This is a genomic window from Phyllobacterium zundukense (assembly GCF_025452195.1).
In the GTDB taxonomy this organism is placed as follows: Bacteria; Pseudomonadota; Alphaproteobacteria; order Rhizobiales; family Rhizobiaceae; genus Phyllobacterium; species Phyllobacterium zundukense_A.
In genome coordinates this window covers 3244288-3263784 of record NZ_CP104973.1, presented here as the reverse complement: position 1 = coordinate 3263784, position 19497 = coordinate 3244288, and the positions used below count along the sequence as shown (strand labels likewise).

At 56.6% G+C, this 19497-nt stretch carries 16 protein-coding genes and 4 tRNA genes; 18 read left to right on the top strand and 2 right to left on the bottom strand.

All coding sequences use genetic code 11. The features are described 5' to 3' along the window. The first annotated feature begins 197 nt into the window (after nt 1-197). The 6 genes from N8E88_RS28360 (at nt 198) to N8E88_RS28335 (ending at nt 6858) form a co-directional block, all read left to right on the top strand. A complete protein-coding gene (locus N8E88_RS28360) occupies nt 198-1082 on the top strand; it encodes an AraC family transcriptional regulator (protein WP_262295672.1) in 885 nt (294 codons plus the stop codon). A gap of 159 nt (nt 1083-1241) precedes the next feature. Continuing rightward, nucleotides 1242-2294, top strand: coding sequence for an ABC transporter substrate-binding protein (locus tag N8E88_RS28355; protein WP_262293453.1), 1053 nt, complete (start codon nt 1242-1244; stop codon nt 2292-2294). A gap of 86 nt (nt 2295-2380) precedes the next feature. Beyond that, a complete protein-coding gene (locus tag N8E88_RS28350; protein ID WP_262293452.1) occupies nt 2381-3202 on the top strand; it encodes an ATP-binding cassette domain-containing protein in 822 nt (273 codons plus the stop codon). Further along, nucleotides 3199-4458 carry a sugar ABC transporter permease gene (locus tag N8E88_RS28345; protein WP_262293451.1) on the top strand — a complete coding sequence of 420 codons (1260 nt, stop codon included), beginning with the start codon at nt 3199-3201 and terminating at the stop codon, nt 4456-4458. The genes N8E88_RS28350 and N8E88_RS28345 overlap by 4 nt, the downstream gene beginning before the upstream one ends. Before the next feature lie 28 nt (nt 4459-4486). Then, a complete protein-coding gene (locus N8E88_RS28340) occupies nt 4487-5215 on the top strand; it encodes an SDR family oxidoreductase (protein WP_262293450.1) in 729 nt (242 codons plus the stop codon). Nucleotides 5216-5217: 2 nt separating this feature from the next. After that, the gene (locus N8E88_RS28335) at nt 5218-6858 is read left to right on the top strand and encodes an FGGY-family carbohydrate kinase (protein WP_262293449.1); all 1641 of its coding nucleotides are present in this window, start codon (nt 5218-5220) and stop codon (nt 6856-6858) included. A gap of 310 nt (nt 6859-7168) precedes the next feature. Here the strand turns inward: N8E88_RS28335 and N8E88_RS28330 are convergent. Then, nucleotides 7169-7244: transfer RNA gene (locus N8E88_RS28330), tRNA-Thr, on the bottom strand. Nucleotides 7245-7335: 91 nt separating this feature from the next. After that, nucleotides 7336-8199, bottom strand: coding sequence for a 23S rRNA (guanosine(2251)-2'-O)-methyltransferase RlmB (rlmB, locus tag N8E88_RS28325; protein ID WP_262293448.1), 864 nt, complete (start codon nt 8197-8199; stop codon nt 7336-7338). 242 nt (nt 8200-8441) lie between these two features. On the opposite strand from rlmB, the gene N8E88_RS28320 reads away from it, so the two are divergent. The 12 genes from N8E88_RS28320 to rpoB all read left to right on the top strand — a co-directional run bounded on the left by N8E88_RS28320 (nt 8442) and on the right by rpoB (nt 19439). Beyond that, nucleotides 8442-8526 (top strand) — tRNA-Tyr (locus N8E88_RS28320). 122 nt (nt 8527-8648) lie between these two features. Beyond that, a tRNA-Gly gene (locus tag N8E88_RS28315) sits at nt 8649-8722 on the top strand. An 89-nt stretch (nt 8723-8811) separates the two neighbouring features. Beyond that, nucleotides 8812-9987 carry an elongation factor Tu gene (tuf, locus tag N8E88_RS28310; protein ID WP_114429373.1) on the top strand — a complete coding sequence of 392 codons (1176 nt, stop codon included), beginning with the start codon at nt 8812-8814 and terminating at the stop codon, nt 9985-9987. 772 nt (nt 9988-10759) lie between these two features. Beyond that, on the top strand, nt 10760-11404 hold the full coding sequence (locus N8E88_RS28305) for a hypothetical protein (RefSeq protein ID WP_262293447.1): 645 nt from the start codon (nt 10760-10762) through the stop codon (nt 11402-11404). Between the two features lie 56 nt (nt 11405-11460). Next, nucleotides 11461-11536: transfer RNA gene (locus tag N8E88_RS28300), tRNA-Trp, on the top strand. A 208-nt stretch (nt 11537-11744) separates the two neighbouring features. Further along, nucleotides 11745-11966 (top strand): preprotein translocase subunit SecE, encoded by a 222-nt coding sequence (gene secE, locus N8E88_RS28295; RefSeq protein ID WP_262293446.1) that lies wholly within the window; start codon nt 11745-11747, stop codon nt 11964-11966. Nucleotides 11967-12003: 37 nt separating this feature from the next. Next, nucleotides 12004-12534: a transcription termination/antitermination protein NusG gene (nusG, locus tag N8E88_RS28290; protein ID WP_112531272.1), complete on the top strand. Its 531-nt coding sequence runs from the start codon at nt 12004-12006 to the stop codon at nt 12532-12534. Between the two features lie 141 nt (nt 12535-12675). After that, nucleotides 12676-13104 (top strand): 50S ribosomal protein L11, encoded by a 429-nt coding sequence (gene rplK, locus N8E88_RS28285; RefSeq protein ID WP_112531271.1) that lies wholly within the window; start codon nt 12676-12678, stop codon nt 13102-13104. Nucleotides 13105-13108: 4 nt separating this feature from the next. Further along, nucleotides 13109-13807 (top strand): 50S ribosomal protein L1, encoded by a 699-nt coding sequence (gene rplA, locus N8E88_RS28280; RefSeq protein ID WP_224515642.1) that lies wholly within the window; start codon nt 13109-13111, stop codon nt 13805-13807. 345 nt (nt 13808-14152) lie between these two features. After that, nucleotides 14153-14671, top strand: coding sequence for a 50S ribosomal protein L10 (gene rplJ / locus N8E88_RS28275; protein WP_112531269.1), 519 nt, complete (start codon nt 14153-14155; stop codon nt 14669-14671). Nucleotides 14672-14718: 47 nt separating this feature from the next. Continuing rightward, the gene (gene rplL / locus N8E88_RS28270) at nt 14719-15096 is read left to right on the top strand and encodes a 50S ribosomal protein L7/L12 (RefSeq protein WP_112531268.1); all 378 of its coding nucleotides are present in this window, start codon (nt 14719-14721) and stop codon (nt 15094-15096) included. A 185-nt stretch (nt 15097-15281) separates the two neighbouring features. Continuing rightward, nucleotides 15282-19439 carry a DNA-directed RNA polymerase subunit beta gene (rpoB, locus tag N8E88_RS28265; RefSeq protein ID WP_114429376.1) on the top strand — a complete coding sequence of 1386 codons (4158 nt, stop codon included), beginning with the start codon at nt 15282-15284 and terminating at the stop codon, nt 19437-19439. Nucleotides 19440-19497: the final 58 nt, after the last annotated feature.

The window sequence follows — 19497 nt, the reverse complement described above, 5'->3', positions numbered from 1 at the left end:
GCTTGATGGCATGTTCGCATGTGCGAAATGGCGCTTCTTCCGATGCAAAATGTCAAAAAAGTATCAGTGGCGTGGCGCTACTGTAGTAGCCTTCGGGCCATATGACGACTAGATTTCAAGTTGCTTGTGCAAACGCTTCTGGGAGGAGGCGTCCGAATAGGACCACAAGATTGAAGGGCCAGAGGGAGGAGATTCAGGTGAATCCAGATTTGGAAGTAGTCCAGATCGGCCGCGGCGAGTCGTTCAAGGCTTGGGAGCACGGCTATCCCTTCCACACCGTGCGCTGGCACTTTCATCCGGAATACGAAATACATCACGTCGTCGCGACAAGCGGGCGATATTTCGTAGGCGACTTCATCGGGGAATTCGAACCGGGCAACCTGGTTCTCACAGGCCCCAATCTGCCGCATAACTGGGTGAGCAACATTCCTGCCGGCACCTGCATACCGTTGCGGGGCAGGGTGGTGCAATTCAACGAAGCGTTCATAACTGACGCCACCAACGTATTCCCCGAACTGGCGGCATGCCTGCCGATGTTGGAGCTCAGTCGGCGCGGAGCGCTGTTTTCTGCAGCGACCGCGGGCGTAGTCGGACCAATGCTGAAGGAACTAGTAGCAGCCAAAGGCTTACGGCGCATCGAACTCTTTATCGGGGTGTTGAATGCGATGAGTTCCGCAGCGGGAACGCGTTCGCTGGCAAGCTCGCGATATATGCCCGATCCGTCTGGATTCATGTCGGCTGGCGTCAACCAGGCTCTCTTGTATATCAACAGCCACTTGACTGAACCCTTTAGCGAAGGGGATCTTGCTGGCCTGACGGGACAAAGCGCCAGTGCTTTTTCGCGCAGTTTTCGCCGCCACACCGGCATGGCGCTGGTCCAGTACGTCAACCGGCTGCGCATTAATTTCGCATGCCATCTGCTGATGAGCGAGCCCGCGATGACTATCACCGACATTTGTTTCGCGGCTGGCTTCAATAATATTTCCAACTTCAATCGCCATTTCCTGGCGCAAAAGGGGATGGCCCCTTCGCGCTTTAAAACATTGTTGGCACAGAACGTCAGAGCGGTGGAGGCCGCATAGGAGGAGGAAAAGGGAGGAACAAATCAGTGAGAATTACGGAGCGCAGCTGCACTCCGTCGGGATTGCTTTGCCTGTTCGCTGGCATGGCACAAGATCAACGTGCTTCAGAATGAAAGCGGGAACGCAAAAACCATCATCAAACGATAAGGGAGAAATTCTATGACGAGAATCGCAATTAAAATGACCGTAGCCGCCGCGCTTGGTCTTCTCATGGGAACGTCGGCATTTGCCCAGTCCGGCTCTACAGTGGCTTTTCTCATGCCGGACCAAGCTTCGACACGATATGAGGAGCACGACGCCCCCGGATTCATGGCCGAAATGAAAAAACTATGCGCTGACTGCAAGGTAATTTACCAGAACGCCGATGCGGACGCTTCACGTCAGCAACAGCAATTTAATTCCGTCGTCTCGCAAGGCGCGAAAGTCATTGTGCTCGATCCCGTCGACTCAACGGCGGCGGCGTCGCTGGTCAAGCAGGCCCAGGCGCAGGGCATCAAGGTCATTGCTTACGACCGGCCCATTCCGGACGCAAAGGCCGACTTCTACGTTTCGTTCAACAATGAAGCCATCGGCAAGGCGATCGCCGATTCACTGATCGAGCATTTGAAGGCAAAGGGGGTGGCTGCTGCGGACGGTGGCGTGCTGCAGATCAACGGCTCCCCGACCGACGCTGCGGCGGGACTGATCAAAAAAGGTATTCATGCAGGTCTGGACAACAGCGGCTATAAGATACTGGCCGAATACGACACGCCTGAATGGGCTCCGCCAAAAGCGCAGCAATGGACGAGCGGGCAAGTCACACGCTTCGGAAAGAAAATCGTGGGCATTGTCGCCGCGAATGACGGCACAGGCGGTGGGGCCATAGCAGCTTTGAAGGCAGCTGGTGTAGATCCGGTTCCGCCGGTGACCGGCAACGACGCGACGATTGCAGCGCTCCAGCTGATCATCTCGGGGGACCAGTACAACACGATCTCCAAGCCCAGCGAAATCGTCGCGGCTGCAGCAGCCAACGCTGCAGTGAAATTGCTGGCAGGCGAGACGCCAAAGGCGGACGTCACTTTGTACGATACACCCTCACAGCTGTTCACTCCCGCCGTCGTTACGGCCGAGAACCTGAAAGCGGAGATCATCGACAAGAACATCATGAAAGCCGAACAGCTTTGCGTCGATCGCTATGCCGAGGGATGCAAGAAGTTGGGCATTGGTGGATAAGATCAATTGATGAAACGGAAGTTCTGGCCGCGGTACACGCGGCCGGAACTTCCCTTGTCCAGCCCTATCGGAAAGGCATGGCACGAATGACCGAAACCACTGACCGTAAAACGCCTGCGGGCGAAATGGTGCTTAGCCTGCGAGGCATCTCCAAGAGTTTTGGCGCTGTTTCGGCTCTTACCGACATTGATCTCGATGTCCATGCGGGCGAGGTTGTTGCCCTCGTCGGCGACAACGGGGCCGGGAAATCAACCTTGGTAAAGATACTCGCTGGCGTGCATCAACCGACAGCCGGAACGATCACGTTCCGCGGCCGGCCCGTCACGATGACCGACCCGAGCGCAGCGCTCAATCTCGGCATCGCCACCGTGTTCCAGGACCTCGCGCTGTGCGAGAACCTGGACGTCGTCGCCAACATTTTTCTGGGACGCGAGCTTAAACCGATGCAGCTTGACGAAACGGCGATGGAAGTCAGGTCGTGGACGTTGCTGAACGAACTTTCCGCGCGAATCCCGAGCGTCCGCATTCCAATCGCGTCGCTCTCCGGGGGACAGCGCCAAACCGTTGCAATCGCCAGGTCGCTACTGCTCGAACCGAAACTTATTCTTCTTGACGAACCAACCGCGGCCTTGGGCGTAGCGCAGACCGCCGAAGTACTGAACTTGATCGAAAGAGTACGGGATCGCGGCCTCGCCGTCATCATGATCAGCCACAACATGGAAGATGTCCGTGCCGTTGCCGACCGGATCGTCGTCCTGAGGCTTGGGCGCAACAATGGCGTGTTCTATCCTGATGCGACGAACCAGGAACTGGTCGGTGCTATCACCGGCGCCGTCGACAATTCCGTCACGCGAAGGGAAGAGCGGCGTCACGCCGGGCAGCAGCTTTCTGAAGGGGGACGGCCATGACGGGCAACGTCAAAGACAATGCGCTCCCAGCCACAATGTTGGATCGCAGCGACGAGCGTCTGAAGCACGAAGCGGGTATCGGCGGTGCCGTCCGCGGCTTCATCGACCGCGTGCGGTCGGGTGACCTTGGTTCGCTCCCGGTCGTGGTCGGACTGGCGTTGATATGGACCGTATTTGCAAGCCTCAATCCGATATTTCTGTCGAGCAACAATCTCGTGAACCTGCTGTTCGACTGCTCCACAGTCGGCGTCATCGCACTCGGTATCGTGTGCGTCCTTATGGTAGGAGAGATCGATCTGTCTGTAGGATCGATCAGCGGCTTTGCCTCGGCCATTGTTGGCACGCTGTGGGTCAACCAGGGTTGGCCGGTTGCCCTGGCCATCCTCGCCGCCGTTGCCGTCGGGGGCCTCATCGGGTCGCTTTATGCGCTCTTATACAATCGCTTGGGCATGCCAAGCTTCGTGGCGACGCTTTCCGGTTTGCTGGCGGTCCTGGGGATGCAGCTTTATATTCTCGGCTCCACCGGCTCGATCAACCTGCCGTATGGGTCAGCCATGGTGAATTTCGGGCAGATGTTGGTGATGCCCCGCCTTTTGGCCCATGTCCTGGCTGTGGTCCCCGGCGTGGTGATGCTCTGGACGGGCGTTCGCACGATTTCTCGTCGCCGCGAAGCCAATCTATCAGCACCGTCGCTGGGAAGCATTGTCCTTCGCGCTGCCGCCACAACATTGGTGCTGGAAATCATCGTCCTCTACTTGAATCAGGATCGCGGTATTCCCTGGATGTTCGGTCTTTTCGTGGGACTGGTGATGCTGATGAACTATGCGTTGACGCGGACACAGTGGGGCCGCTCTATGACAGCGGTTGGCGGAAACCGCGAGGCTGCTCGCCGTGCCGGCATCAACGTCCGGCGCATCTACGCCAGCGCCTTCGTGCTCTGCTCGATGTTGGCGGCACTCGGCGGCGTGCTTTCGGCCTCCCGTCTGGCGTCTGCAAGCCAGCAAGCCGGCACCGGCGACGTCAATCTGAATGCGATAGCAGCGGCTGTCATCGGTGGAACAAGTTTGTTCGGCGGCCGCGGTAATGCCTACTCGGCGCTGCTAGGCATCATCGTGATCCAGTCGATCGCCAACGGCCTGACGCTTCTCGATCTGTCATCTTCTCTTCGGTACATGATCACAGGCGGTGTCCTTGCAATCGCCGTCATCGTCGACTCTTTGGCGCGCCGGTCGAGAGTTTCCCACGGTCGCGCTTGATGCAACATTCTAACAAGTAAGGTTTGCCATGAAACAGGAACTGTCAGGAAAGGTCGCAGCCATTACCGGGGCAGCCTCTGGAATCGGCCTCGAATGTGCCAAATATTTGCTGCGCGAAGGAGTCAATGTCGCCCTCGTTGACAGGGCAGAGGACACCTTGAACAAATTATGTTCCGAATTGGGGCCACAAGCCTATCCCGTGGTCGTCGACCTGACGAAGCCGGCCGAAGTTTCGACAATGCTGCCACGTATCCTGGAGAAGTTCGGGCATCTCGATATCTTCCACGCCAATGCCGGCTCTTACGTGGGCGGGGAAGTTGTGGAGGGAGACCCGGACGCCTGGGACCGAATGCTCAACCTCAATATCAATGCTGCATTCCGTTCGGTCCAAGCCGTGCTGCCTCATATGGTGGAGCGCAAAACCGGCGATATCATCATGACCAGCTCCATTGCCGGCCTGGTTCCGGTGGTAGGGGAGCCGATCTACACTGCCTCAAAATATGCGGTGCAAGCATTCGTCCATACGGTGCGACGCCAAGTTACAAAGCACGGCATCCGGGTCGGTGCGGTAGCGCCAGGCCCGGTAATTACCGCTTTGATTAGCGACTGGCCCAAGGAGAAGCTCGACGACGCGATTGCGGCGGGAGGGCTGATGGAAGCGAGCGAAGTGGCGGAGGCAGTGCTGTTCATGTTGTCCAGACCGCGCAACGTCACCATACGCGATTTGGTCATTCTGCCCTTCAGTTCGGACTTGTGAAGATGGCCGCACACTTTATCGGTGTCGACGTCGGAACCGGCAGCGCTCGCGCGGGGGTCTTTGACCAGGACGGGACTCTGCTGGCCGTGGCGAAGCGCCCGATCAACATCTGGCAAGAGGCAGGCGACGTCGTCGAGCAATCGAGCGAAGATATCTGGAATGCAGTGTCGGCAAGCGTGAGGGAGGCAGTGGCGGCTTCTGGCGTCAATCCGGCCGACGTCAGAGGTGTGGGTTTCGACGCCACATGCTCGCTCGTCGCCGTCGCGGCGGATGGCTCCCCGGTTGCGGTCGGAAGTTCAGGCGATCCGACGCGAAACATCATTGTCTGGATGGACCACCGTGCCGCTGGCGAAGCAGAAGAGATCAACGCCGGCGGGCACGAAGTCCTGAAATACGTAGGTGGTCGTATTTCACCCGAAATGGAGACGCCGAAACTTTTGTGGTTGAAGCGCAATCTTCCGGACTCGTTTGCTGCAGCCGAGCACTTTTTCGACCTCGCCGATTATCTGACATGGCGGGCAACCGGCTCGTTGACGCGCTCCACCTGCACAGTCACGTGCAAATGGACCTATCTTGCCCACGAAAATCGCTGGGACCCGGACTATTTCAACAAGATCGGTTTGGAGGAACTGGTTGCGGAGAATTTCGCCAGAATTGGAACCGAGATCGCGCAGCCGGGTGCAGCGCTGGCTTCCGGTTTGACTGAAACGGCCGCTGTTGAATTGGGATTGCATCCGGGGACCGCCGTCGCCGCATCTCTGATCGATGCGCATGCCGGCGGCCTCGGGACTTTAGGGGCAGCCGGCGAGGGGGTAACCTCGGACATCGAACGCCGTCTTGCCTACATCTTCGGCACCTCGGCTTGTTCCATGGCTTCCAGCCAAGAGCCCGTGTTCGTAGATGGCGTATGGGGGCCATACTTCTCCGCCATGATCCCGGGTCTTTGGCTCAACGAAGGCGGACAATCGGCCGCCGGCGCTGCGATCGACCACCTCGTGGCGATGCATCCAGCGTCGGCATCGGTTACCGAGCTTGCCGAAGCGGCCGGGACATCGCTTGTCGGTTGGCTCGACGCAGAGGCGTCCAAAATGTGCAGCAAACCAGAGGACGTTATGGCTCTGGCACATCGGATCCATGTCGTTCCGGAATTTCTGGGAAACAGATCGCCAAACGCCGATCCGGATGCACGCGCAGTCCTAGCTGGTTTGAGCCTTGATGCGGGAATACCCGACCTCGTCGCTTTGTACATCGCCGGGCTCTGCGGAATCTGCTACGGGCTCAAACAGCTTCTGGTCAAATTGGGCGAAGATGGAATTCCGATCGACCTGATCATGGCAAGCGGCGGCGCGGCGCAAAGCGACCTCGTCAGGCAGTTGTTGGCTGACGCTACAGGTGTCCGGGTGGCGGCAATTGACAACCCTGAACCTGTTCTGCTCGGCTCGGCCATGCTGGCCGCGGTGGCTTCTGGTCATCGCGCGAACCTGGCCGATGCGATGGCTACCATGTCAAGGATCTCGCGAGTCTTCGAGCCCGTCCAAGGCACACTCAAGAGGGTCCACGAAATACGCTACAGCATCTTTAAAAGGCTCCAGTCGGTCGATCGGGAGATAAGAATGGACCTTCAGATGGGATTGCAGCAGTAGAGCTTGAACTTTACTCGACGTGCCAGCTGCTCGAAGTGGAATGATTTCCGCAAGGCGCAAATGCAGTGCCGATTCCTCCGTAGCCAGTGATGGTGAGAGCTCCGACTGCGGACACAGCTACATACGGGGGCGAGCCGGTTAGTCGCGATGGTGCCAGATGGCCATTGTGGTCCTGCTTTTCTGCTGGAAATACGACGGTGATCTAGCGGTGTCGAACACTCATCCGATCTTATTCTGGTAAATTGATAGGAGGATGCAACTTGACGATTTTTCGAAAAGGCAACAAAAACAATAATACGTAGAAAGAATATGGTGCCCCCGGAGAGACTCGAACTCCCGACCCTCTGATTACAAATCAGATGCTCTACCAACTGAGCTACAAGGGCAGCGGCGTCCGATTAGCACAAACCTTCCGTCTGTAAAATGAAAAATATCATTTGCCAGAAATAAATACCTGGCCCCGTTATCCACGTCCCTTCAATCTTTGCTGGTCAAGAAGCGTTGCGCTGCATAAAGCGAAATGGCCGCTGCGTTCGATACATTCAGCGATTTGATCGCGCCGGGCATATCAAGCCGCGCAAGGTGCGTGACGGTTTCACGTGTTTTCTGCCGCAGGCCTCTGCCTTCGGCGCCAAGCACCAGGGCGATCCGGCCATTGGACATCGTGTTTTCCAGCTCCAGCGGGCCTTCCGAATCAAGGCCGATGGTCGTGAAGCCGATTTCATGCAACTCGGCGATGGCGTCAGCGAGATTTCGTACCTCGACATGCGGGATGAGTTCGAGGGCGCCAGACGCGGCTTTGGCCAGAACACCCGATTCTTGCGGGCTGTGGCGAGCCGTCGTGATAATGGCACCGGCACCGAAGGCGACAGCCGAGCGCATGATAGCGCCGACATTGTGCGGATCGGTCACCTGATCAAGAATGAGCAGCAGCGAGCTGGCCTGCAGCGCCTTTAGCGATTGCGGCTTCAACGGTTGAGCTTCGATCATCACGCCCTGATGCACCGCGTCGGAGCCGGTCTCCCTGTCGATGGCGCGAGGCTCGACGATGTCAACGTCGAAGGGCAGGGCGTCGGTATCGGTGATCTCCAGCCGGTCCAGCGCGTTTTTGGTAACGAGCATCCGCTTGATCTTGCGGGCGGGATTGTCCAGCGCTGCACGCACCGTATGCAGGCCGTAAAGCCGTACGAGTCCTTCCGGCGCAGGCGTGCCGCTGACAGCTGGTCGTGAGGCGCGTTCGGCCTGCTGCGGCGGTCCCCCGGCCTTTTGATCGCGGAACTGACGACGTAGCGTCGCGTAGTGTGAATCTTTTTGTGTATGGGTGGGTTTTTGATCGGCCATGGCGCGACATATAACCTTTCATGGCGCCGGGCGATATATGCTTTTGGCGGAAAATGCGCGCACCGGTTGCTCCGCCGTCATATTTCTTTAGTCTATTTCCACAAGCCGTTCATTTTCTGCAGGGAAGTGTTGACACCACGGAGGCTAGTCGGCATAAGGCCCTCCGCAAGCAGCGGCCTGGATACAACGTCCGGAAAGTTGTCTGCAGAGTGCCAAATGGCGCGGTTCCATCGGCAGTGACCGGAGGAGTGCCCGAGTGGTTAAAGGGGACGGACTGTAAATCCGTTAGCTTGGCTTACGTTGGTTCGAATCCAACCTCCTCCACCACTGCCGGAACCGACCGCCTGGCGCATAGGCCAAAGCCCGATTCGGTTTTGGAACAGTTATGCGCTATCTATGTGTTGCTGTATTCTGCCCCGTCCAGAAGGAGGCACGGATCAGCGAGATATGCGGGTATAGCTCAGTGGTAGAGCAGCAGCCTTCCAAGCTGAATATGCGGGTTCGATTCCCGCTACCCGCTCCAGATTTGCTGACGGACGGCGCGCTGTCTCGTCTGAGCTACAAACATGGTGCCGGCCCTAGACCGGTTGTGATGACGAGAGAACGACAGTTATGGCTAAGAGCAAGTTTGAACGTAACAAGCCGCACGTCAACATTGGCACGATTGGTCACGTTGACCATGGCAAGACGTCGTTGACGGCCGCGATTACGAAGTATTTCGGTGAGTACAAGCCGTACGACCAGATTGACGCAGCGCCGGAAGAAAAGGCGCGCGGCATCACCATTTCGACGGCACACGTCGAATATGAGACGCCAGCCCGTCACTATGCGCACGTCGATTGCCCCGGCCACGCCGACTATGTGAAGAACATGATCACCGGCGCGGCGCAGATGGATGGCGCGATCCTGGTTGTTTCGGCTGCCGACGGCCCGATGCCGCAGACCCGCGAGCACATCCTGCTTGCCCGTCAGGTTGGCGTTCCGGCGATCGTCGTGTTCCTGAACAAGGTCGACCAGGTTGACGATGCCGAGCTTCTGGAACTCGTCGAGCTCGAAGTGCGCGAGCTTTTGTCGAAGTATGATTTCCCCGGCGACGATATTCCGATCGTCAAGGGTTCGGCTTTGGCTGCACTCGAAGATTCGAACAAGGAAATCGGCGAAGACGCCGTACGTGCCCTGATGGCGGAAGTCGACAAGTACATTCCGACGCCAGAGCGTCCGATCAACCTGCCGTTCCTGATGCCGATCGAAGACGTTTTCTCGATCTCCGGCCGTGGTACGGTTGTGACGGGCCGCGTTGAACGCGGTATCGTCAAGGTGGGTGAAGAAGTCGAGATCATCGGCATCAAGCCGACGACGAAGACGACGGTGACCGGTGTCGAGATGTTCCGCAAGCTGCTCGACCAGGGCCAGGCCGGCGACAATATCGGTGCGCTGATCCGCGGCGTTGGCCGTGAAGACGTCGAGCGCGGCCAGATCCTTGCCAAGCCCGGTTCGGTCAAGCCGCACACCAAGTTCAAGGCAGAAGCCTATATCCTGACGAAGGATGAAGGTGGCCGTCACACGCCATTCTTCTCCAACTACCGTCCGCAGTTCTACTTCCGCACGACCGACGTGACGGGTGTTGTGACTTTGCCGGAAGGCACGGAAATGGTCATGCCCGGCGACAACATCGCAGTCGATGTGACGCTGATCGTGCCGATCGCCATGGAAGAGAAGCTGCGCTTCGCTATCCGTGAAGGTGGCCGCACCGTCGGTGCTGGCATCGTCTCGTCGATTATTGAATAAGACTTTCTGATCTTTAGAATCGGGAAGGGCGGTCCATCGGGCCGCCCTTTTTCATCCTGGACTTAGCACCAAAGTCTAACTTCACTCCGTTACAACTTCTGGTATCTAATTGGCGCAAAGCCAGTCCAGATATTTCGCGGAGTTAGAGTGTTCCAGATAGTACCCGTTAAATATCGCTACGCGTTGTTCTGCCTCGTCTTCCTGATGATCCCTGTTCTGCAATACATTGCCACGGCGCCGGCGGGTGCTGCCGTGGCGGAGGATCAGCCGGGCTTTACCACACCAGGAAATATCAGCCGCCCTTATACGCCTGGCGGTCTCTTGGGACGCTCCTTCGTACCCTCCGAGACCAATCGTCCCCATAAGCAGGTTCGGCCTCCAAAAAATGGCGTAGTGCTTTTTGAGCCCTATACGCCCGTCCGGCTTCCGGATCTCCCCAAGAGTAGCGGTGCTTCTTCTGTACCCTACGCGCCGGTTCGATTACCCGATCTCCCCGCAAAAAGTGCTGCACCTTCTGAGCCATATGCTCCAGCAAAGCTTTCGACCCCGGACAAGGCTCCCAAGCCCTTCAAGCTTACCGATCAGACGATGCGATTTGCTATCGTGCGGAACGCTTCCGCAAGCTGCGAACCAGCCTGTCCCGAGTGGATAGCGGCCTCAGGTACGATTACAGCGGATAGCCCCTCAAGATTGCGCAAGGTCCTGCGACAGCTAGGCAAGCGGCGATTGCCCATTGTGATCGAGATCGAATGGCGGTGTGGTGGACGCGGCCATGGAAATAGGGCGTTTGATCCGAAAGCGAGGACTCGACATTGCGGTGGGGAAAACCAGTTTCTATGAATGTGATCCTGATCAGAAGGGGTGCAAGCCAAAATATTCCGATGGCGCCTATGCCGGCTTTGCCTATCCCGGTTGGGCGGCTTGCATGTCAGCTTGCCCGTTTATCGTTGCCGGCGGCACGAAGCGTTTTGTCGGTTTGTGGGCAGAGCTCGGTGTCCACCAGATCACCACCACAGTTACCAAAACGATGGTAAAATATCAGACACGCTACCGGATCGTAAAAGGCAAAAAGAAAATCGTCGATACGAAAATTATTGGACGTCGATCGACCGGAACGTACAAGACAACCGAATTATCCAAAGGTTATCGCAAACGACTCAATGGTTACTTCAATGAAATGGGTGTCGACGCTGGCATTGTCGCTAAAATGCTTTCAATTCCGGCAAGCGATATTTCCATTCTGGACCGTGATGAATTGTCAAATTTTCGAATGATAACCGGTCCCGGCGATGTGGGTGATTTCTCCAGCGCGAGCACCTGCGCACAAGAGCCAAAACCTGCAAACTGCATTGAATTGAGTGCAATGGAGCGTCTCGGCAGTGGGATCAGTCCGAGAAGTTTGTCAATGACACCTTGATCATACCTTTGGGACTTGAAAAGCTCTCCGCTTTGTGGAATGTACGCCCCGAACATAGGGGAGTAGCTCAGTTGGTAGAGCGGCGGTCTCCAAAACCGTAGGTCGCAGGTTCGAATCCTGTCTCCCCTGCCAACACATAGTCTGCCGGTGCACGATTGGATGGTGCAACGGGCGGATGTTTGGAAAGAAACGAATCCGGGGGCCTTGTGTTTTACCGGAATCGGTTCTATGTAGGCTTAACAGACACGCGGTGCGTGGAGCTGAACGATCAGCTTTACGGGCCGCAATGGTGTGGACAGATGGTGTTGTTTAAGTTGCAGCACAGCATGTTTACAGCAACATGACATGCACGAGCGGTAAATGGCATCCAAAACGAGATCCAATAACTTTTTTTCAGCAAGTGCGCGCTGAAACCGCAAAGGTCACATGGCCTTCGCGTCGCGAAACGCTCATTTCCACCGCGATGGTGATGGTAATGGCGTTTTTTGCTGCGATTTTCTTTTTCGCAGCTGATCAGTTGATGGCATACGGAATCGATATGATTCTCGGTCTTGGTCGTTAACGCAGGCTGACAAGAAAATCGGGATTGGGAAATAGCAATGACCGCGCGCTGGTATATCGTTCACGCCTATTCGAACTTTGAAAAGAAGGTCGCCGAGTCGATCGAAGAAAAGGCAAGACAGAAGGGTCTGTCGCATCTTTTTGAGAAGATTCTCGTGCCGACCGAAAAGGTGGTCGAAGTGCGCCGTGGCCGCAAGGTCGATGCCGAGCGCAAGTTCTTTCCGGGTTATGTCCTGGTTCGTGCCGATCTGACGGATGATGCTTATCATCTGATCAAGAACACGCCGAAGGTGACAGGGTTCCTTGGTTCGGACAACAAGCCGATTGCGATTTCCGATAAGGAAGCCGACCGCATCCTGATGCAGGTTCAGGAGGGTGTCGAGCGTCCAAAAGCTTCGATCTCGTTCGAGATTGGCGAAAGTGTTCGTGTTGCCGATGGTCCGTTCGCATCGTTCAACGGCACTGTGCAGGAAGTCGACGAAGAGCGTTCGCGCCTCAAGGTAGAGGTTTCGATTTTTGGCCGGGCTACGCCGGTCGATCTGGAATTTGGTCAGGTTGAAAAAGTCTGATCAATCGGCGGCTTTCTGAAGTCGCCTGCTGCGTCAGCGGCAAAATGGTGGGAGGTAAGGCAGCCTTTAGCCGGGCGTTCGATCCGCACCACCAAACTGCAACCGCCGGTTATCCGGCACTTTGATTAAAGGCAGGAAGTTATGGCTAAGAAAGTAGCAGGCCAGCTCAAGCTGCAGGTTTCGGCAGGATCGGCAACACCGTCCCCGCCGATCGGACCGGCACTTGGTCAGCGTGGCATCAACATCATGGAATTCTGCAAGGCCTTCAATGCGGCCACGCAGGAACTGGAAAAGGGTTCGCCCATTCCGGTCGTGATTACATATTATCAGGACAAGTCCTTCACATTTGCGATGAAGACGCCGCCGGTGTCTTACTTCCTCAAGAAGGCCGCAAACCTGAAGTCCGGTTCGAAAGAGCCAGGCAAGGTCGTTGCCGGCAAGATTTCGCGCGACAAGGTGCGTGAAATCGCTCAGGCGAAGATGAAAGACCTGAACGCAGCGGACGTTGAAGCCGCCATGCGCATGGTTGAAGGTTCTGCCCGTTCGATGGGCCTGGAAGTGGTGGGCTAAGACGATGGCAAAACTATCAAAGCGTGTAGCGAAAGTTCGTGAAGGCGTTGACCGTAACAAGCTGTATGACCTGACCTCGGCAATTGCCATGGTCAAGGAACGTGCTGTTGCCAAATTCGACGAGACGATCGAAGTTGCAATGAACCTCGGCGTTGATCCTCGCCATGCGGACCAGATGGTTCGCGGTGTCGTCAATCTGCCGAATGGCACCGGCCGTACAGTTCGCGTCGCCGTGTTTGCTCGTGGTCCGAAGGCTGATGAAGCCAAGGCTGCCGGTGCAGATATCGTCGGTGCGGAAGACCTGTTCGAGATCGTCAATGGCGGCAAGATCGATTTCGATCGCTGCATTGCCACACCGGACATGATGCCGCTCGTCGGCCGTCTCGGTAAGGTTCTCGGCCCGCGCGGCATGATGCCGAACCCGAAGGTCGGCACGGTTACGACCGATGTTGCCGCTGCCGTGAAGGCTTCCAAGGGCGGTGCAGTTGAGTTCCGCGTCGAGAAGGCCGGTATCATTCACGCCGGCGTGGGTAAGGCATCCTTCGATGCCAAGGCGCTGGAAGAGAACATCAAGGCATTCGCCGATGCCGTCACCAAGGCAAAGCCGACTGGCGCCAAGGGTGACTACGTCAAGCGCGTCGCGATTTCATCGACGATGGGTGCTGGCGTAAAGATCGATCCAGCAACAGTACGCATTGCGTAAGTGTTGATTGAAGTTTCAAGCTTAGCTGTTTGAAACGAAAAGAATTCCAGGCCCTTCGGGGCCTGGATAACCGGATGCAAGTCCGGTTATCCTGTCCGAGATTGCGGGTGGTTCGCCTTAATTCGTCAGAACCCGCATGAGACGTGGAAAAACTTTGGTTAAAGGGCTTGGCCCGATGAACAAGGTTCGAACCGTAGTTGCCTTTCGCTTGCAGCCGATCTCGGCGAAGCAGGGGGGACAGGATCCTCAAGTGCTGTGTGGTTTCGGTCTTCGGACTGAAAACTTGCGGCAAAAGGCAACCCGGCAGTGACGCAATCTCGCGTTTCTGCCAAATGGAGAGAGACAGTGGAAAAAGCGGAAAAGCGCGAATTCGTCGCGTGGCTGAATGGGGTCTTCAAGGACTCTGGTTCAGTTGTCGTGGCCCACTATACCGGTCTCACCGTTGCGCAACTGAGCGATCTTCGCTCGAAGATGCGTGATGCTGGTGGCACCGTTAAAGTCGCGAAGAACCGCCTTGCCAAGATCGCTCTTCAGGGCACGGATTCGGAAGGCATCGCTGACCTGTTCACAGGTCAGACACTCGTTGCTTATTCCAACGATCCGATAGCGGCACCAAAGATCGCCATTGAATTTGCCAAGGGTAACGAAAAGCTCGTCATCCTCGGTGGTTCGATGGGAGCAACAACTCTCGATCCGGATGGGGTAAAGGCACTTGCCGCACTTCCATCTCTCGACGAGTTGCGCGCAAAGCTGGTTGGTATGATCCAGACACCGGCTTCTCGCATTGCTCAGGTCGTCAACGCACCGGCAGCTCAGCTTGCCCGCGTTTTTGGCGCCTATGCCCGGAAGGACGAAGCGGCATAAGGCCGTTCTCGCTGTCAATATATCGAACCTTGTAAAGGAATACCAAAATGACTGATCTCGCAAAGATCGTAGATGACCTGTCCAACCTGACTGTTCTCGAAGCTGCTGAACTTTCGAAGCTTCTTGAAGAGAAGTGGGGCGTTTCTGCTGCTGCTCCGGTTGCTGCTGCTGCCGCTGCCGGCGGTGGTGCAGTTGCTGCTGCAGTTGAAGAGAAGACTGAATTCGACGTCGTTCTGACCGAAGCCGGACCTAACAAGATCAACGTGATCAAGGAAGTCCGCGCTATCACCGGTCTCGGCCTCAAGGAAGCCAAGGACCTCGTTGAAGCTGCTCCCAAGGCAGTCAAGGAAGGCGTTAACAAGGAAGAATCTGACAAGATCAAGGCGCAGCTCGAAGCAGCTGGCGCCAAGGTCGAACTCAAGTAAGCCTTGCACTGATTGGCGGGCAGGGCGACCTGTCCGCCAACTACCCTCCACGGAGGGCCCGGTACTCAACCCTTTTCCTGATGGCAATTCGATGCTTTCAGGAAACGGGTTTTGTCCCGTTCACGGGGCCGCATGAGCGGTTTTAAGAAACAGGCCAGTTTCTGGCATAAAGACGAGGAGCGACGATGGCTCAGACCCATTCTTTCAATGGTCGTAGGCGCGTACGCAAGTTTTTCGGTAAGATCCCGGAAGTCGCAGAGATGCCGAACCTCATCGAGGTTCAGAAAGCTTCCTACGATCAGTTTCTGATGGTGGAAGAGCCCAAGGGCGGGCGTTTGGATGAAGGTCTGCAGGCTGTATTCAAGTCTGTTTTCCCGATCCAGGATTTCTCGGGTGCTTCCATGCTCGAATTCGTCAAGTACGAGTTCGAAGCTCCAAAGTTCGACGTTGACGAATGCCGTCAGCGCGACCTGACTTATGCTGCGCCACTGAAGGTGACGCTGCGTCTCATCGTGTTCGATATCGATGAGGATACAGGCGCGAAGTCGATCAAGGACATCAAGGAACAAGACGTTTACATGGGCGATATGCCGCTCATGACCGATAACGGCACGTTCATTGTAAACGGCACGGAACGCGTGATCGTATCGCAGATGCACCGCTCGCCGGGCGTCTTCTTCGACCACGACAAAGGCAAGACGCATTCGTCCGGCAAGCTGCTGTTTGCCGCGCGTGTCATCCCTTATCGCGGTTCCTGGCTCGACATCGAATTCGACGCCAAGGACGTTGTCTATGCGCGTATAGACCGCCGCCGCAAGATCCCTGCGACGTCGCTGTTGATGGCGCTTGGCATGGATTCGGAAGAGATTCTGTCGACTTTCTACAACATGCTCACCTTCAACCGCGATGGCGATACCTGGCGTATTCCGTTCTCAGTGGATCGGTTCCGCGGGTTCAAGGCTACTACGGACGTCGTGGATGCCGACACGGGCGAGGTTGTTCTTGAAACAGGCAAGAAGCTGACGGCACGCAGTGCCAAGCAGCTTGCTGAAAAAGGCCTGAAGTTCATCAAGGCGACAGAAGACGATCTGCTCGGCACTTATCTCGCCGAAGATATCGTCAATATGGAGACGGGTGAAGTCTATCTCGAAGCCGGCGATGAGCTCGACGAGAAGACACTCAAGGTTCTGCTCGACACGGGCGTTTCCGAGATCAACATTCTCGATATCGATCATGTCAATATCGGACCGTATATTCGCAACACCCTTGCCGTGGACAAGAACGAGAATCGCCAGGACGCGCTGTTCGACATCTACCGCGTCATGCGTCCGGGTGAACCGCCAACGATCGACTCCGCCGAAGCAATGTTCAAGTCGTTGTTCTTCGACAGTGAGCGTTACGATCTTTCGGCTGTTGGCCGCGTCAAGATGAACATGCGTCTCGATCTCGATGCGGAAGACACTGTTCGCATCCTGCGCAAGGAAGACATCCTGGCTGTGGTCAAGATGCTGGTTGACCTGCGCGATGGCCGCGGCGAAATCGACGACATCGACAATCTCGGCAACCGCCGTGTGCGTTCGGTCGGCGAATTGATGGAAAACCAGTACCGTGTTGGCCTGCTCCGCATGGAGCGCGCCATCAAGGAACGCATGTCGTCCATCGAAATCGACACGGTAATGCCGCAGGACCTGATCAACGCGAAGCCGGCAGCTGCTGCCGTTCGTGAGTTCTTCGGTTCCTCGCAGCTTTCGCAGTTCATGGATCAGACCAACCCGCTGTCCGAGATCACGCACAAGCGTCGTCTTTCGGCATTGGGACCTGGCGGTTTGACCCGCGAGCGCGCCGGCTTCGAAGTCCGCGACGTTCATCCAACGCATTACGGCCGTATCTGCCCGATTGAAACGCCGGAAGGTCCGAATATCGGTCTGATCAACTCGCTCGCAACCTTTGCCCGGGTCAACAAGTACGGCTTTATTGAAAGCCCGTACCGCAAGATCATCGACGGCAAGGTTACGGACGATGTCGTTTATCTGTCGGCGATGGAAGAAGCCAAGTATCACGTGGCACAGGCCAATGTGGAACTGGACGCTTCCGGTGCATTCACGGATGAATTCGTTGTCTGCCGTCATGCGGGTGAAGTTCTGATGGCGCCGCGTGAAAACGTGGATCTGATGGACGTTTCGCCAAAGCAGCTTGTTTCGGTTGCAGCGGCGCTCATTCCGTTCCTTGAGAACGATGACGCCAACCGCGCTCTGATGGGCTCGAACATGCAGCGTCAGGCAGTGCCTCTGGTTCGTGCCGAAGCGCCGTTCGTTGGAACGGGCATGGAGCCGGTCGTTGCTCGCGACTCCGGCGCCGCGATCGGTGCGCGCCGTACTGGTATCGTCGATCAGGTCGATGCGACCCGTATTGTTATCCGTGCCACGGAAGATCTGGTGCCGGGCAAGTCGGGCGTCGACATCTATCGCCTGATGAAGTTCCAGCGTTCGAACCAGAACACCTGCATCAATCAGCGTCCGCTGGTTCGTGTTGGCGACCGGATCGAGAAGGGTGATATCATCGCTGATGGTCCTTCGACGGATCTGGGCGATCTGGCGCTCGGCCGCAACGTGCTCGTCGCGTTCATGCCGTGGAATGGCTACAACTACGAAGATTCCATCCTTCTTTCTGAAAAGATCGTTTCGGATGACGTCTTCACCTCGATCCATATCGAGGAGTTCGAAGTCATGGCTCGCGACACGAAGCTCGGACCGGAAGAAATCACGCGCGACATTCCGAACGTTTCGGAAGAAGCGCTGAAGAACCTGGACGAAGCCGGCATTGTGTATATCGGCGCCGAAGTTCAGCCGGGTGATATCCTCGTCGGCAAGATCACACCGAAGGGCGAAAGCCCGATGACCCCGGAAGAGAAGCTTCTGCGAGCCATCTTCGGTGAGAAGGCTTCGGACGTACGTGATACCTCGATGCGCATGCCGCCCGGGACCTACGGTACCGTTGTGGAAGTTCGCGTTTTCAATCGCCACGGCGTTGAGAAGGACGAACGCGCGATGGCGATCGAACGCGAGGAAATCGAGCGTTTGGCCAAGGACCGCGACGACGAACAGGCGATCCTTGACCGCAACGTCTATGGCCGTCTGGCCGACGTTCTCGATGGCAAGTCTGCTGTTGCCGGACCGAAGGCGTTCAAGAAGGGCACTGTCGTTACACAGGACGTCATGGGCGAATACCCGCGTTCCCAGTGGTGGCAGTTTGCTGTCGAGGACGAGAAGATCCAGGGCGAAATCGAAGCTCTGCGCAACCAGTACGATGACTCCAAGAAATTGCTCGAGCAGCGTTTCATGGACAAGGTCGAAAAGGTTCAGCGCGGCGACGAGATGCCTCCAGGCGTCATGAAGATGGTCAAGGTCTTTGTCGCTGTGAAGCGCAAGATCCAGCCAGGCGACAAGATGGCTGGCCGTCACGGCAACAAGGGCGTTGTTTCGCGTATCGCCGCTGTTGAGGATATGCCGTTCCTTGAAGACGGAACGCATGTCGACATCGTGCTCAACCCGCTTGGCGTGCCAAGCCGCATGAATGTCGGGCAGATCCTCGAAACGCATCTGGGCTGGGCTTGCGCCGGTATGGGCAGGAAGATCGGGGAACTGATCGAGGCCTACAAGGCACAGCACGCACAGGGTGAACAGGGCGACATTGCACCGCTGAGAATGACGATTGAATCGATCATTCCGGACAATGACCGCAACGAGCCGGTTCGCAACTATGACGATGAGAGCATCATTCGTCTTGGCGAACAGATGAAGCGTGGCGTTTCGATTGCAACGCCGGTGTTTGACGGTGCGCATGAACCGGACATCAATGTGATGCTGGAACAGGCGGGCCTGCATTCTTCGGGTCAGTCGACGCTTTATGACGGACGTACGGGTGAGACTTTCGATCGTCAGGTGACTGTCGGCTACATCTATATGCTGAAGCTGCACCATCTGGTCGATGACAAGATCCACGCCCGTTCGATCGGACCTTACTCACTCGTTACGCAGCAGCCACTGGGTGGTAAAGCCCAGTTCGGCGGTCAGCGCTTCGGTGAAATGGAGGTCTGGGCCCTGGAAGCATACGGTGCAGCTTACACGCTGCAGGAAATGCTTACGGTCAAGTCCGACGACGTCGCCGGTCGCACGAAGGTTTACGAAGCAATCGTCCGTGGCGACGATACTTTCGAAGCCGGCATTCCGGAGAGCTTCAACGTTCTCGTCAAGGAAATGCGCTCGCTCGGTCTCAATGTCGAGCTGGACGATACTCGTGCCCAAGAACAGCAACAGCAGGCATTGCCTGACGCTGCAGAGTAAAATGGGAAGGGTGCGCGGCAATGCTCGCGCACCCGACCAGTTCGGGCCGCTGAGGAAG

Bases quoted from the DNA above. Each gene is read 5' to 3' on its own strand.
- N8E88_RS28355 (WP_262293453.1), top strand. From the start codon at position 1,242: ATGACGAGAATCGCAATTAAAATGACCGTAGCCGCCGCGCTTGGTCTT.
- N8E88_RS28350 (WP_262293452.1), top strand. From the start codon at position 2,381: ATGACCGAAACCACTGACCGTAAAACGCCTGCGGGCGAAATGGTGCTT.
- N8E88_RS28345 (WP_262293451.1), top strand. From the start codon at position 3,199: ATGACGGGCAACGTCAAAGACAATGCGCTCCCAGCCACAATGTTGGAT.
- N8E88_RS28340 (WP_262293450.1), top strand. From the start codon at position 4,487: ATGAAACAGGAACTGTCAGGAAAGGTCGCAGCCATTACCGGGGCAGCC.
- N8E88_RS28335 (WP_262293449.1), top strand. From the start codon at position 5,218: ATGGCCGCACACTTTATCGGTGTCGACGTCGGAACCGGCAGCGCTCGC.
- rlmB (WP_262293448.1), bottom strand. From the start codon at position 8,199: ATGGCCGATCAAAAACCCACCCATACACAAAAAGATTCACACTACGCG.
- tuf (WP_114429373.1), top strand. From the start codon at position 8,812: ATGGCTAAGAGCAAGTTTGAACGTAACAAGCCGCACGTCAACATTGGC.
- N8E88_RS28305 (WP_262293447.1), top strand. From the start codon at position 10,760: ATGGAAATAGGGCGTTTGATCCGAAAGCGAGGACTCGACATTGCGGTG.
- secE (WP_262293446.1), top strand. From the start codon at position 11,745: ATGACATGCACGAGCGGTAAATGGCATCCAAAACGAGATCCAATAACT.
- nusG (WP_112531272.1), top strand. From the start codon at position 12,004: ATGACCGCGCGCTGGTATATCGTTCACGCCTATTCGAACTTTGAAAAG.
- rplK (WP_112531271.1), top strand. From the start codon at position 12,676: ATGGCTAAGAAAGTAGCAGGCCAGCTCAAGCTGCAGGTTTCGGCAGGA.
- rplA (WP_224515642.1), top strand. From the start codon at position 13,109: ATGGCAAAACTATCAAAGCGTGTAGCGAAAGTTCGTGAAGGCGTTGAC.
- rplL (WP_112531268.1), top strand. From the start codon at position 14,719: ATGACTGATCTCGCAAAGATCGTAGATGACCTGTCCAACCTGACTGTT.
- rpoB (WP_114429376.1), top strand. From the start codon at position 15,282: ATGGCTCAGACCCATTCTTTCAATGGTCGTAGGCGCGTACGCAAGTTT.